Source organism: Fenollaria massiliensis (genome assembly GCF_023347705.1).
In the GTDB taxonomy this organism is placed as follows: Bacteria; Bacillota; Clostridia; order Tissierellales; family Peptoniphilaceae; genus Fenollaria; species Fenollaria massiliensis.
Genome location: NZ_CP096649.1, coordinates 741,164 through 755,929 on the forward strand (window position 1 = coordinate 741,164; position 14,766 = coordinate 755,929).

A 14,766-nucleotide genomic window follows, 5' to 3' on the forward strand; every position below is an offset into this window, starting at 1 on the left:
GCTGATGAGGCTTGAATTATTTGATTTTATAGATGACACTATAGATTTACTAGAAAAGAATAACGATAAACTAGAAGAAATATTAGAGATTTTAGAAAACTTTTTTGCTAATACCTTCTGTGCTAAGGATCACTTTCTTGCTGCTAGAGGTAGAGTTAAGGAAGCTACATCACTTAGAGAGAAGATACTTAGAAACAATCTCTACACTATGTATAAGACGCCTGAAAATCTTATGGAAAATATCTCAGATATCATCGGTGTTAGAATTGAGTGTAGATTTATTGATGATGAAAAAAAGATATATAGAGATTTATTAAATTTATTCAATTATAAAGAGGACAGAGGATACTACTCAAGTCATATCAATAAAAAGATATTTCTTAAGTTATCCGAAGAGCAGCCACAACTGCAAAAGAATGGTTTTGAGATCTACAAGATTGACGGTAAGTATGTTGATGATGATGGCAAGAAAATTCATTTTGAGCTTCAGATCAAATCACTTGTTAATGTGTTCTGGGGAGATATAGATCACAAAGTCTTGTATAAGAACTATAACTATGTTCTTACAGAAGATTTCTTTATAGATATCATGGCGACTATCAAAGATAATTTAACTATGGTTGATAGACAGCTTATGAGTGTTTACAATCATTTGAATAGGACTGATTCTACTATACAGGTAAATAAGAAGAAACAGCTTGTAAAGCTTGTATCTAAGACTATTCACGATATATTTAAATCTAAAGTAAAGAGCGATTTAGGATATATAATCGATTACAAAGACTCTTGCGACATGATAAGCGAATACTTGTTTATGAAGGCAAGAAAAAAATCAGCCAAAGATATATCTCAGGAATTTGTTGATTTAGTTGGAAGACTATCTGATATACAAGAAAATCTTGGACCACTAACTAATTATATAGAGTTTGAGAGAAAACCTATATTTAATGATACATTTACACAAAGTTTAGGTAACGAGATACTTAGTCTTATTAATACAGATTTTAAGTGGAACCTATTCTTTAGAATAATATTTATTATCGAAAAGGGAACAAATGTTGAAGATTTCGAAGGTTTTATTATATTCTTAAGATATAAATTCTATGAATCAGTTGCTTTAAGTGTTAGAAATAAGGATATGTCTAAGGAAGAGAAGGAGTTTTTGATTAATTACTACCTTGATCAAATTTCTTATGATTTTAAGAAAAATCCTCAGCTTTCCTTTATAACTGATGAAAATATAAATGAAATTAATAAAAATATAAGTTTGGAATTGGTAAATATATCTAATTTTGAAGACTTTTCCGAACAAATTTTAGAAAGAGGAGATAAAGATGAGTAAAGATAAAGATTTTATCGATGAACATGATTGCTGCTGCCACGATGAAGGCTGCGGATGTGGACATGACCACGACCATGAACATGATGATTGTGACTGTGAAGACACAATGATCATCACTTTAGATGACGGAACAGAGCTTGAATGCGCTGTACTTGATCTATTTAATTACAAAGGAGACGACTATATATTCTTATTCCCACTAGATGTGGAAGAGGAAGAAGAGTATGTTTATCCATATAAGTACATTGAAAACGAAAACGGTGTAGATGTTGAACTAGAAGTAGTTGACGACGCTATCGTAGATGAACTTATGGAAGAATTTTACAAGAAAAATGAGGTAGATGAGTAATATTATTAGCTTTGAGGATGAGAAAAAACTCTATAGAGTCTACTCAGAATACTTAAGTAATAAATTTCACACTAAAGTTTATAAATTACCTATCAGTCTAAATATAACTTGTCCGAATAGAGATGGTTCAAAGGCTTATGGCGGCTGCATCTTTTGTACAGCAGAAGGAGGCAGCTTTGAGAATTTATCTAATAATCTATCTGTCAAAGAGCAGATTGAGCAAAACAAGATAAATATCACAAAAAATCATAAGGCAACGAAGTTCATAGCATATTTCCAAAACTTTTCTAATACTTATATGCCACTAGATAAATTCAAGGAAAATATAATTAACGCTATAGAAGAAGATGTTGTGGGTATAAATATATCAACGAGACCAGATCTTATTTTTGATGATTACATGAAATTTTTAAAAGATGTTAAGGACGAGTATAATCTTGAGATAACTGTTGAGCTAGGCTTACAAAGCTCAAACGATGAAACGCTTAAGATATTAAATAGATGTCACACAACTAATGACTATATAGATGCGTGTGAAACATTATCTAAGTATGGCATAAGAAAAGCAGCTCACTTGATACTTGATTTACCGTGGGATAGTCTTGATGATGTTTACAATGATGCAAAACTCATTAACATGACAAAGACTGACGAGGTAAAACTACATAGTTTATATATTATGGAAGGAACTAGGATAGCCAAGATGTATAAAGCTGGCGAGTTTAAACTATTAAACAGAGAAGATTATGTAGACAGAGTAGAAATTTTCTTAACTCATATTAAAGATGATATAATTATACAAAGATTGGTCGGCAGATCTGATGAAGAGGGAACTATTCATTGCAACTGGGGCGAATCTTGGTGGAGAATAAAAGATTCCATATTGGAACAGATGAAAAGAAAATCAAATTACCAAGGTAAATATTTTAAGGAGGATGATTTTTATGGTTAAATTAATCTTAGGAGCAAAAGGCGCAGGAAAAACTAAGTGGTTAATCAATGGTGCTAACGATGACATTAAGTCAGGTAACGGCAACATTACGTTCTTAGATGTTGAGGACGAACACATATTTTCTTTAGATACTAATGTTAGACTTATTAACTTAAGCGACTATAGTATAAATACTATTGAAAAGTTCTACGGCTTCTTGCTTGGCATGCTATCAATGGACTTCGACCTAGAAAAGATCTATATAGACAGTGTTTATAAGATTATTGATATTAAGAAAGAAGATTTAAAATGCTTAGTAAAGAATTTGGAAGAAATTTCTGAAAAGCATGATGTAGACATACTTATCAATGTTGACTACTTAGCTGAAGATGTAGATAGTGACTTAAGGAGCTACGTAGAAGAAGTTAAATAATTAGAAAGTGGTATTTAATGCTTTATGTAAAGAGGAAGAATCTTTTTGAGGTGTTTTTTGAGAAGAGACATTCTTTGATCATACAGTTTAATAACGGTGACTTGACAAAGAAAGAATTTCTTAAAGAAAATTTTAATTTTATTACTAGCTTAAACATAAAACCTTTTATTAAGATTGATTCATTTGAAAAGGGCATGTTTAACTACCAATACTACAATTCACTTGCTAAGTATTATTTAATGCTTGCAAATGAGATAAAAAATACAAATAAACACAGAAAGTATTTTGTTGAATACAAAAATACTGGATTAAGTTTGTACCATCAAAAAGATTTAACAACTATAAGCATACTAAGGCTGGTTGACTTTGAGAATGTTGACGCATACTACGTTAAAACGAATTCAAAGTTCTTAAATGGTAAGCTTTATGAGATAGTCTTAAGTGATTACAAAGAAGCGATATTTCATTCGAAAGCTTTGTGGCTTATAGATATTTTGAGAGAGAAGAACGTATTTAGTGAAAAGAAGAAAGAGTCGGTAATAGATTCGTATATAAATAAACTCTACTAATTTTAGTAGAGTTTGTTTTTTTATTAAAATAACATTTGCTCTCTTTTATTAAAAAAAGCTTTATAAGCAAGAGAAGTAAATATACTTGTAGTTATACCAACAGTTCCGACTATGGCTATCATTATCGTTATTTGATAAAGTATAGCAGACATCGGATCTGTGCCTGATAGTATCTGACCTGTCATCATACCGGGCAATAGTACTATGCCCATGCCAAGCATTGAGTTAAGCGTTGGTAGTATGGCAGAGCTAAAGGCTTCTCTTGAAATTTTTGAAACGGCATCTTTTGGTTTAGCACCAAGCATCAGCGCTGCTTCGATTTTATCTCTTTGATCATTAAGTGCATTTTTATACGAATTGATAGCAAGGCTCATACCTGTCATGGTATTGCCTATAAGCATTCCGCATATTGTGATAAAGTATCTCGGATCGTACCAAGGCTTAACGGCAAGTACAATTATTATGTAATAAAAAATTGAGACAAGGCTCGAGCCGACAAAACAAATTGCAACAATCTGTTTAAGCTTATTTTTATTTACCTTGCTTCTCTTATATACATTAAATATTGCAAATGCTTCCATTATTACTAGTATCAATAGAGTTATCCATGAACTATCACTCTTTAGTATGTACTGAAGAAGATAGCTTGTTATAAGTAGCTGCACAGTCATTCTTAGCGAAGCAACTATGATTAAGACTTGATTTGACAAACCTTTTAACTTTGATATTATTAACAAAACTAATATAAAGGCAAAGGATAAAATTAATTGTGTTGTTGAAATATCTCTTAACATATTAAGCCTCCTTGATAGATGCTGTATTATTATTTATTTCTATAACTTGCTCAGCAAGGGAAAATAGTTTTTCTGAGTGCGATACCATAACTATCTTTTTATTTTTTTCTTTTAGATATTGAATCACTTTATTTATAAGATTAAATTCTGTTTCATCATCAAGAGACGATGTTGGCTCATCAAATAGATAGACTTCAGCATCCATAGCTAAAACTCTTGCAATTGAGAGCCTTGTTTTTTCTCCACCAGAGAAATATTTTGGATCATCATCAAGTTTTTTATCTAGTAAAACTATATTAAGCAGTTCTTTTAGATTTGCATCATCAAGAGGGGCTAATCCACTGAATTTTCTCGCTATATTTAAATTATCTCTTACATTTCCTTCAAAGATGGCAGGGAATTGCGATTGCATAATAATTTTTCTTCTTAGCTCATGCGCTTTATATGAGCTAATATTATCACCTTTATATAAAATCTCGCCGTTATCAGGACTAATTATATCATCAAGCATTTTAAGAAGAGTTGATTTACCGCTGCCGCTCGGTCCTATAATCATAGTAAGACCACTATCATCAATAATTAAGTTATCTATATTAAGAATATTTTTAAATTGTACATTTTTTAGCTCGAACATCTTATTCCTCCATATAAATAAGCTCTTCGTATAAGGAGTCAAGCTTTTCATCAATCTCAGTGAGCTTAAAATTCAAATCGTTAACTCTGTCTATATCGTCGTAAATATCAGGGTTTGCTAGCTCATTATGAATATTGTTTTTATGTTTTTCAAGTTCAGAAATTTCTTTTTCAATAGCATTCTTAGCTTGTTTTTCTTTTTTTAATCTTTCTTTTTCTTCTCTCTCTCGCTTTTTATTAAGTTTTGCTTGAGTCTTTGTGATTTCTTCAGGTTCTTCTAGAAAGGCTTCTTCTTCACGCATACGCTTTTTCTTTTCTAGATAATAATCATAATTACCTAAATATTCGTGAATACCATCAGCTTTAAGCTCAAGTACTTTATTTACAACTTTATTTAAAAAATATCTATCATGGCTAATTACAAGCAAAGTTCCTTCGTATGAGTTAAGAGCCTCTTCCAAAACTTCTTTCGACTCTATGTCCAAATGATTAGTCGGTTCGTCTAAAACAAGGAAGTTTACATCAGAAAGCATTATTTTACATAGAGAAACTCTAGCTTTTTCTCCTCCAGATAGTTCATCAATCATTTTATATATATCGTCATCAATAAATAAAAATTTAGCAAGAGCCTTTCTTAGTTCAAAATAAGTAAGTCGAGGGAAGCTATCCCATATCTCTTCGGCAATGGATTTATTCACATCAAGTTTTTCTAGCTCTTGATCAAAGTAGCCAACATTGACATTAGTTCCAAAGCGTATTTCGCCAGAGTCATGACTTTCTTCACCAAGAATTATTTTAAATAGAGTTGACTTTCCAATGCCATTAGCACCTATGATGCCTACGTGTTCACGCTTATATATATTAAAGTTTATATCGTTTAAAAGTTTAAAATCGCCAAAGCTTTTATTGATATTTTCAACAGACAAAACATCGTTACCAGACTCTACCTTCATTCTAAACTTGAAATTAATCTCACTATCATCATTAACATCGCTTAATAGCTCAATCTTAGCAAGCATCTTTTCACGCGATTTTGCCTTTATAATGCTCTTTTCAGTAGCGTAGGACCTATATCTTCTGATAATTTCTTTTTGTCTTTCAATCTCTTTTTGCTGATTGATATAAGCTTTCTCTTGAATCGCTTCATTTATCTTTCTTTGCTTGATATATTGTTCATAGCCCATATTATACTCGTGAGTACTGTGATCCTTTATAAGTATTACCTTATTACAAGTAGCATTTAAAAAATATCTATCGTGGCTGACCATAACAACAGTCTTTGAGAATGAATTGATGTAGTCTTGAAGGAATTCCATTGAGTCAATGTCAAGATGGTTAGTCGGCTCGTCCAAGAAAAGTATGTCAGACTCTTGTATAAGTGCCTTAGCTAGCATTAGCTTAGACTTTTGTCCACCACTTAGAGAGTTAAATGCTTGATCAAACTGTTCTTCGCCAAAGCCAAGACCAGTTAAAACCTTTTTTATCTCAGCATCGTATGTATATCCACCTTTCTTTTCAAAGTCTTCAAGTAAAAAGGCGTATCTATCCATATTCTCTTGACTAGGGTCCTTTGCAATGATATCCTCAAAATTTCTAAGCTCCTCTTCAAGATCAGTCAAGTGCTTCATAGACTTTTTCATCTCATCATAAACACTTAAATTACTTCTGATAGTTGTATTTTGCTCAAGATAGGCAATCTTAGTGTCTTTAGAAATAAATATATCGCCTTCATCATAATTAAGCATACCAGATAATATGTTTAGTAAAGTTGACTTACCAGTACCATTCATACCAACTATAGCAACTTTTTCGCCTTCATTTATATTAATAGAAACGTTTTCAAAAATTAATTTGTCTATAAAAATTTTTTTTATATTATTACACGCTAGTATAGTCATAAAAACACCTCGACTATATTATAACATATTTTACAAGATGAAAATAAGATAAAATTGCAGTTTTTACTCATGAATTTTGATATTAATCAATATATAATCAAATTACAAATAATACATAGGAGGTTTATTATGAATATTATTGAAGTAAAAAATATGAGCAAAAATTTTAAGAAGAAAAAGCTATATAATGATTTTTCATTAGAGATAGAAGCTAACACGGTTCATGCAATTGTTGGACCAAATGGCTCTGGCAAAACGTCTTTACTAAGAATATTAACAGGATTATACAAAGAAGACAAAGGTAGTGTTATTGTTAATGGTGACCATGCTATGCTTCTTGAGAATGATTACTTGTATGAAGACAAAACAGGTATAGAAAATATTAAAATTTATGGTTTGTACTTTGGATATGCAAGCAATGTATATAAAAAGTATAGTGATTTATTAGGAATAAGTGATGATTTAGATAGAAAAGTATCAACTTATTCAAAAGGAATGAAAAGAAAATTGTCGTTATTAATTATAGTTCTTATGAATCGAGATATAGTTTTTTTAGATGAAGCGACTAGCGGAGTAGATCCTATATCTAGAGTACAAATAAGAGATTTAATAAAGACACTTAAAGATAAAGGTAAAACCATAGTAATAACAAGTCATGATTTATCAGAGATAGAAAAGATTGCGGATAAGGTTACTATGATAAAAGATGGAAAAATTTTGTTTACAAAAAACATTGATGACATCAAGGGAGAAAGCCTTGAAGAATTATTTATTGAGGAGGGAAGAAAATGAACGATAATTTAAATATCAATAAAGCTTGTAGAAAATATTTATTAAAAGATACTGATGTACGTTTAAATATAATTTTAACATTATTGATAGCAATTGGATTTAATTTTTTATTATACAAAAACGTATTTGCCTCTCGTGGTGATGCTTATGTGTTATTAATGCTATATGTATTTATACTTGGTTTTACAATAATTGGCTCTAACGCAATGGTTGTTAATTTAACAGCGAAAGATAAATTAAATAAGCGTATTGAATTTATACTTGCCTCTGGATTTGACATAAAAGATATAATAAGATCATATACTAAAGAAATGTGGGTTATTTCTTCAATTCCATCATTTGTTTTATTTTTTATGACTTACGTTGTATACGATTTTAAAATTGATTTTAAATTAATATTTGCAGTATATATCAGTTTATTTATAATGCTGTATTTTGAAGTGCTTTTATTTAATATTATAAGCTTATATCAAAAAAATTTTAAGTTTTTCAAAAATTTAGTTTTCTTTGCTTCAAGTTTATTAATTTATTTAGTAGCTTCTTTTTCAAAGCATATTATAGAGTTTATAGATAAGCATAATGTAAACTTAGTATATGTTTTATTAGGGATAAATATTGTACTTATAATAATATTTGCATCTTTGTCAATAATTAAATATAAAAAATTAAGTAACGAAGCTGTTATAAATAAGGAGGGCACATGGTCTTAGACTTAATAAAAAACGATATAGAAAAAATTCTTGATAAGAATGCACTTCTAATGGCTTTTATGGCATTTATTTTTACTCTAATACCTGCTTTAATTGGAGAAAGTGCCATTAATAATGAGATGATTATGCAGATATTAAAAAGCGATGGCTTAGTTATGATGTTTATAATATTCGCGATTGAACTAACAAAGTCAACAATTGTAAATGATAAGATCAGTAAAAGAATTGAGTTTATCTTAGCTAATGGTGTTTCGAAAAATAAAATCATTATAAATTATATAGCATCATTATATTTTTCAACACTTATAATATTAGCTCCGTCAATAGTTTTAAGCATATACACAATGAGTTTATCAATTTATTTAATTTTTAATACACTCATAACAAGTTTAATATATACTTTACTTATTATATATACAATACTTTATATTACAAATATGAACAAAATAAATAGCTTGCAGATAAGTTTGGCTATTTTGCATATAATTATTTTAAGCGCATCTTATGTTACTTATATATTTACAAATATTTTAGCACTATATTTTATAATAAAAGCTTTAATACTCATTGTCTTAATTGTATTATTGGGTATAAATACAAAAAATGAAAGGATACTTACTACTTATTATTAAATTATGTATAAAAAATTATTAAAAATTATATTAGCTCATTTAGCGGTAATTATTTATTGGGGAATATTATATAAATTAAATTTAAGTATAGAGGATGCTCCTATAATAAACTTTGTATCATTTCTATTGATTTTTACAATATATATATTTATTTACACTGAGCTTTCAAATAAGAATATTGGAAAGAAATATACAATTATATTTTCTTTCTTATCTATAGTGCCCATAGCATTAAGTTTACAAAAGAATATTGATTATAAATATATTTTGATTATACTTAGTCTTGTATCTTCATTTATTTACGCGAAAAGATATTTACTTATAGATCACGCTAAAGATATAAATATCTTACCAATATCTAAAGCTTCAGCACAGGTGTTTACGATTCTTCTAGCTATCTTATCTTTATTGATGATATATTTATTTGATATAAGTTCATTTGTAATTAATATCTTTATGCATACAATTATGCTTCTGATTGAAAGCTTTTTCCTTATATTTATCAAAGAAAAAGAGCTTAGCTATGAAAAAACATATAAACTATATTATTTGGCAGAGTATATGAGCGAGGAAAGAGATGATTTTGCAAGAGTTATACACGATGAGATTATACAGGATATTTATGCAAGTATAAACTATCTTTCACTTAAAAATCCTAATGTCGAATATGCAAAAAATGTTTTATCTAATCTTGAGTCTAAATCAAGACAAATAATGAAACTATATCAAGCAAATCTTTTTGAAAGAGCTGATATAAATACATCAATAAAGTCAATTATTGATAATGTTTCATCATTATATAATAAAAGTTTGTATATTAATTTAAATATTGATGAAAAATTATTTAGTGAAAGCGATGTAAAACTAATTAAACTTGTATCAGTAGTGTCAAAGGAGCTTATTAACAATATTTACAAGCATTCAAAAGCAAGCTTTTTAAATTACAATTTATATAGAGAAGAAAAAAACATTATTATTGAAATTGAAAGCGATGGCGCCAGTGATGAAGATTTCAAACGGATTAATGATTCAAAAAGAGGACTGCTTTTATTAAAGCTTTTAATTGATATGAACTCTGGTAGTCTTGATCATGAATTAAATAAGGATATATTAAAAACAAAAGTAATTTTGGAGGTAAATGATGAAGATAATATTATTAGATGATCATAAATTATTTGGCTCTTCGATAAAATTACTTCTTGAAGAACAAGATGAAATTGAGTTTTGCGATTATGTATCGACAATAGACGATTTATTCAAGTATTTACAAATAAAAAATTATGACATAGCACTTTTAGATATAAATTTAAAATCAGAAAAAACAGGCCTTGATTTAATAGGTGAAGTGCTTGAAATTTATCCGGATATTAACGTTGTTATACTAACATCTTATGACCTTAAGAACTATAAGGAGACCGCTTATAAACTAGGTGTTAAAGATTTTATCAATAAATCAGTTGAAATTGATGATTTGATTGAAAGACTAGTTAGAGTTAATGAAGGGAAAAATAAAATTTTTAATATCAATGACAAGCCTTTATTAACAGATAGTGAGAAAATAGTTTTGAAAGAGTTAGTTAAAGGCAGTAATAAAAAAGATATAGCAAATAAATTATTTATTAGTGAAAGAACTCTATATAATCATATATCTAATATATATTCAAAGCTAGGAGTAAACAATGCTATAGAAGCATTTAATAAAGCTATGGAGCTTGGTTACATAGACCCGCTTATGTAAAAAAATATTGCTAAGAAAATCTCTATATGTTATACTATATTTGTTATAATAATGAAAGGTGTGGACATATGGCTCGTGATATTACAATTAATGCAATTAAAAGATTACCCATATACTATGTGATTTTTGAAGACCTATATGCAAGGGGCGTACATAGGGTCTCTTCGAGTGAGCTATCAGCGTACACTAAATTTACTTCGTCTCAAATTAGGGCTGATTTAAACACTTTCGGCGCTGAGGGCAGACAAGGTTATGGCTATCACGTTGAGACCATATATATGGACCTCAAGGGCGTTCTTGGTCTTGATTATAAAAAGAATTTAATTTTAACTGGCGTTGGTAACATTGGTCAAGCGATAATACAGTCGCGTGAGTTTGAATCAAGCGGCTTTAAGTTTATTGGCCTATTTGATAGTAACCCTAATATGATTGGCCTTAGCTTTAATGGTATCAAGGTTAGAAATATTTCTGAGCTTGAAGATTTTGCTAAAAACAATACTATTGATATAGGTGTAATTGCTGTTACTAGTAATAGTGCGAGGGACGTTGCCAGAACTTACGAAAAAATTGGTATAAAAGCGATATGGAACTTTGCTCCGACTGTGCTTGATTTAGATAAGGACATCATAGTTGAGAATGTACCTTTATCAGAGAGCTTATTCACGCTAAACTATTTACTTAAATGCAAAAATGACGGTACTTTTACAAGTGATGACTATGTCAATAGAGCAAAAGATATTGTTTACGATAAAAAATTAGGACAATATAGAGAGTCAAAAAAGAGGGGCAGACCCAGAAAGGAGAATAATTAATGAAACTAGAATTAATTGATATTAAAAAATCCTTCGCTGGAAAAGAAGTTTTACACGGAATTAACTTAGAGACTAGTTCCGGTAGTTCAACTGCTTTTTTAGGAAGGAATGGTGCTGGTAAGACGACTACCATAAGGATACTTATGGACGTATTTAAAGCTGATAGCGGAGAGATACTGATTGACGGCTCGCCAATTGATAGAAAAGAGATTAAACTTGGATATTTGCCTGAAGAAAGAGGTATGTACGCAAAAACTGCTATACTTGATCAGCTTATTTACTTTGGAAGAATAAAGGGACTTTCTAAAAAAGAAAGTCATGACAATGCTATAGAGCTGCTTGAAAAAGTTAAGCTAAGTGAATATAAGGCAAAAAATCTTGATACCTTATCAAAGGGTAATCAACAAAAGATACAAATCATACAAACTTTTATTAATAAGCCTGACATCATTATTCTTGATGAGCCATTCTCTGGTCTTGACCCAGTTAACTCACAAATACTTATTGATCTAATCAAAGAGGCCGTTAATGAAGGCACTTTATTAATATTCTCATCTCATCAAATGAGTCATGTTGAAAATTTCTGTGACAATATTGCTCTTATTAAAGATGGAAGCAATGTTTTGACTGGTAATCTTAAGGAAATTAAGAAAAATATGGGCGAGGGAAGATTAAGACTAAGTTTTTACAATGATGCTGTAAATTATTTACAAGATATTTTTGATATGGTCGGACAAGATAATGTCAAGATTAGTGACAATGACATAATTGTAAGAACATCTGATAAAGCTAGTGAACTAGCTAATTACGCTATAAATAAAGATAATTTTAGAGCTATAGCTAAATACGAACCAAGTCTTGAAGAGATATTTATAGAAGCGGTAGGTGATAACGATGCTAAATAAGATAAAACTAATAAGTTCATTTGAGTTTAAACAGCTTATAAAAAATAAATCATATAAAATCACTACTGCTATATTCTTTGCTTTAGCCTTGCTTGCAGCTTTTGCACCAAGACTTATTCAAGGTAATTTATTCAAATCCATCACTGAAGAATTTAATAAGACTCAAAAGCTAGGAATAATCATAAATGATGATGGTATTGATGAAAGTGAATTAAAATCTTTTTTAAGTAATTATGAAGTTCATTTATATACTGATGAAGAAAAGCTAAAAGATGATGTATTAAGTAAAGAACTTGATAGAGGGGCAATTATCGATGCTGCCTCAATTCAAAAATTTGTATTAAACTCTAAACTTACTGATATGGGCGATAGCTTAGATGGGGCTTTAAATGAATACAGATATAAAAAACTTATTGAAGCTGAAGGCTTGGATTATTCTAAAATAAAAGCCTTAGAAGCTAATCAATATCAAATAAATGAAGTCATCTTAGGAAAAGATTCTAAGCAAAACTATTTTATAATTTATATCTTGTTATTCTTATTATATATGATTATATTAACTTATGGTCAAATAACTGCAACATCAGTAGCTAAAGAAAAGAATGACAGAACTATGGAGCTTTTAATCACGTCAACTAAACCAAAGTACTTGATACTAAGCAAGGTCTTAGCAACAGTATTTAGCGCTGTACTTCAAGTTTCAGCTATATTTATAGGTTTTGCCGTTGGATATGTATTTAATAAAGAATACTGGTCTGATATATTTAGCATTACAAGTGCACCTATACAATTGGTTGTAACATTCATCTTGTTTATGATAGCGGGCTTCTTCTTATACTTGTTTATATTTGCAACACTTGGAGCACTAGTTAATAAGATAGAAGAAGTTAGTCAATCAATATCATCGGCGACTATTTTGATAGTACTTGCTTATTTTGGAGCTATATTTGCATTAACTACTGGATCAGAATCAAGCTTTGTTACATTCTTATCATACTTCCCACTAACATCACCATTTGTCATGTTTATAAGGGCAGGTATGCTAAATATATCAATCGCTGAGGTAGCTATATCATTTGCAATACTTGTAATATCAGCATATTTAATTTATAAATTAGCTTGTGACATATACAGATTAGGTACACTTCAATACGGAAACAGAATGACACTAAAGCAAGCGTTTAAAGCATTAAGAGAGGATAAGAAGAATAAAAATAATGAATAAGATAATATTAAAGGGACAGACTAGCTTTGTCCCTTCTCATATATTTGAGTGCGGTCAAGCATTCAGATGGAAAAAGCTAGATGATGAGGCATATAGGTTTATATTTAGGGACATGGTTTTGGAAGCACGTTCTATAGATGATAGTATCGAGATACTTGGCGATTTTTCAGATAAAAATGAAATTTTAAACTATTTTGACTTAAATACTGATTATGATGCGATAAAGGCAAAGCTATCTCTAAATGATGAGATTTTAACAAAGGCAATTAGTTTTGGTGGAGGTATGAGGATACTTAAGCAAGATCCATTTGAAACATACATATCATTTATAATAAGTGCTAATAATCAGATAAAAAATATAAAAAACACAATAAAAAAACTTTCACAGATGTATGGCAAAAAATTAAATAATCCATTCGATGATGAAGAGTACTATGCCTTTCCGACTCAACTTGAACTTTCTAATGCTAAACCTGAAGACATAAAAGAATACGCAAGAGCTGGATTTAGATCAGAAAGAATTGTAATTGCTTCAAAAATGGTTCAAGAGGGTATAATTAATTTTGATGAGCTGAAAGAAAAAAATATAGATGATATTAGAAAGACCTTATTAGAGGTTCCTGGTATAGGCGAAAAAGTTTTTCAATGCATATTGCTCTTTGGATTAGGCAGAACTGATTCATTCCCAGTAGATGTTTGGGTAAAAAGGGTCATGGAAGAGCTTTATTACGGTGGAGAAGAGAGAAATAAGAAACTTATACAAGAAGATGGCTTAAGAAGATTTGGCGATTTATCAGGCTATGCTCAGCAATATCTCTTCTACTATATGAGAGAAAATTTCAAAAAGATGAAAAAAGAAGAGAAAAACGTAGATAATAAATAAAATTATTAAATAAAAGCATTTAAATTAAATTATATTATCTTGTATATTTACTATATATTGACTACAATATAATTGTTAGCACTCAATAGTGATGAGTGCTAACAAGAAAATGATAGATAT

17 protein-coding genes are annotated in these 14,766 nt (G+C 29.6%); 14 read left to right on the forward strand and 3 right to left on the reverse strand.

Translation table 11 applies throughout. From position 1 onward, the window contains the following. Positions 1-4 precede the first annotated feature (4 nt). From M1R53_RS03845 to M1R53_RS03865, 5 genes are read left to right on the forward strand one after another with little or no spacing between them, the layout of a single operon-like run. Positions 5-1,342, forward strand: a complete 1,338-nt coding sequence (locus M1R53_RS03845) for a GTP pyrophosphokinase (protein ID WP_249243137.1) — start codon at positions 5-7, stop codon at positions 1,340-1,342. Beyond that, on the forward strand, positions 1,335-1,691 hold the full coding sequence (locus M1R53_RS03850) for a DUF1292 domain-containing protein (RefSeq protein ID WP_249243138.1): 357 nt from the start codon (positions 1,335-1,337) through the stop codon (positions 1,689-1,691). Before M1R53_RS03845 ends, M1R53_RS03850 begins: the two co-directional genes overlap by 8 nt. After that, entirely contained in the window at positions 1,684-2,643 is a 960-nt protein-coding gene (gene mnmL / locus M1R53_RS03855; protein ID WP_249243139.1) for a tRNA modification radical SAM protein MnmL/YtqA, read from the forward strand. The genes M1R53_RS03850 and mnmL overlap by 8 nt, the downstream gene beginning before the upstream one ends. Continuing rightward, positions 2,636-3,055 (forward strand): hypothetical protein, encoded by a 420-nt coding sequence (locus tag M1R53_RS03860; RefSeq protein WP_070598807.1) that lies wholly within the window; start codon positions 2,636-2,638, stop codon positions 3,053-3,055. The genes mnmL and M1R53_RS03860 overlap by 8 nt, the downstream gene beginning before the upstream one ends. Before the next feature lie 17 nt (positions 3,056-3,072). Further along, complete coding sequence (locus tag M1R53_RS03865; protein ID WP_019213505.1) at positions 3,073-3,624, forward strand: DUF6648 family protein; 552 nt, start codon at positions 3,073-3,075, stop codon at positions 3,622-3,624. A gap of 23 nt (positions 3,625-3,647) precedes the next feature. On the opposite strand, the gene M1R53_RS03870 is transcribed toward M1R53_RS03865, so the two are convergent. The 3 genes from M1R53_RS03870 to M1R53_RS03880 are packed head-to-tail and all read right to left on the reverse strand — an operon-like array spanning position 3,648 to position 6,949. Continuing rightward, positions 3,648-4,418, reverse strand: a complete 771-nt coding sequence (locus tag M1R53_RS03870; protein ID WP_249243141.1) for an ABC transporter permease — start codon at positions 4,416-4,418, stop codon at positions 3,648-3,650. A gap of 1 nt (position 4,419) precedes the next feature. Beyond that, complete coding sequence (locus M1R53_RS03875; protein WP_249243142.1) at positions 4,420-5,052, reverse strand: ABC transporter ATP-binding protein; 633 nt, start codon at positions 5,050-5,052, stop codon at positions 4,420-4,422. A 1-nt stretch (position 5,053) separates the two neighbouring features. Continuing rightward, on the reverse strand, positions 5,054-6,949 hold the full coding sequence (locus M1R53_RS03880) for an ABC-F family ATP-binding cassette domain-containing protein (RefSeq protein ID WP_249243143.1): 1,896 nt from the start codon (positions 6,947-6,949) through the stop codon (positions 5,054-5,056). Between the two features lie 129 nt (positions 6,950-7,078). Between M1R53_RS03880 and M1R53_RS03885 the strand changes: the two genes are divergently transcribed. From M1R53_RS03885 to M1R53_RS03925, 9 genes are all read left to right on the forward strand, one after another. Next, positions 7,079-7,741, forward strand: coding sequence for an ABC transporter ATP-binding protein (locus M1R53_RS03885; protein WP_249243144.1), 663 nt, complete (start codon positions 7,079-7,081; stop codon positions 7,739-7,741). Beyond that, positions 7,738-8,451, forward strand: a complete 714-nt coding sequence (locus M1R53_RS03890) for a hypothetical protein (RefSeq protein WP_249243145.1) — start codon at positions 7,738-7,740, stop codon at positions 8,449-8,451. Before M1R53_RS03885 ends, M1R53_RS03890 begins: the two co-directional genes overlap by 4 nt. After that, entirely contained in the window at positions 8,442-9,083 is a 642-nt protein-coding gene (locus M1R53_RS03895) for a hypothetical protein (protein WP_249243146.1), read from the forward strand. Before M1R53_RS03890 ends, M1R53_RS03895 begins: the two co-directional genes overlap by 10 nt. A gap of 126 nt (positions 9,084-9,209) precedes the next feature. After that, complete coding sequence (locus M1R53_RS03900) at positions 9,210-10,247, forward strand: sensor histidine kinase (RefSeq protein WP_249243147.1); 1,038 nt, start codon at positions 9,210-9,212, stop codon at positions 10,245-10,247. Next, positions 10,225-10,821, forward strand: a complete 597-nt coding sequence (locus M1R53_RS03905; protein WP_249243148.1) for a response regulator transcription factor — start codon at positions 10,225-10,227, stop codon at positions 10,819-10,821. Before M1R53_RS03900 ends, M1R53_RS03905 begins: the two co-directional genes overlap by 23 nt. Positions 10,822-10,889: 68 nt before the next feature. Continuing rightward, on the forward strand, positions 10,890-11,633 hold the full coding sequence (locus tag M1R53_RS03910; RefSeq protein ID WP_249243149.1) for a redox-sensing transcriptional repressor Rex: 744 nt from the start codon (positions 10,890-10,892) through the stop codon (positions 11,631-11,633). Next, the gene (locus M1R53_RS03915) at positions 11,633-12,538 is read left to right on the forward strand and encodes an ABC transporter ATP-binding protein (protein WP_070599733.1); all 906 of its coding nucleotides are present in this window, start codon (positions 11,633-11,635) and stop codon (positions 12,536-12,538) included. Before M1R53_RS03910 ends, M1R53_RS03915 begins: the two co-directional genes overlap by 1 nt. Next, positions 12,528-13,763, forward strand: coding sequence for an ABC transporter permease (locus tag M1R53_RS03920; protein WP_249243150.1), 1,236 nt, complete (start codon positions 12,528-12,530; stop codon positions 13,761-13,763). The genes M1R53_RS03915 and M1R53_RS03920 overlap by 11 nt, the downstream gene beginning before the upstream one ends. Continuing rightward, positions 13,756-14,646, forward strand: coding sequence for a DNA-3-methyladenine glycosylase family protein (locus M1R53_RS03925; protein ID WP_249243151.1), 891 nt, complete (start codon positions 13,756-13,758; stop codon positions 14,644-14,646). Before M1R53_RS03920 ends, M1R53_RS03925 begins: the two co-directional genes overlap by 8 nt. Positions 14,647-14,766 lie beyond the last annotated feature (120 nt).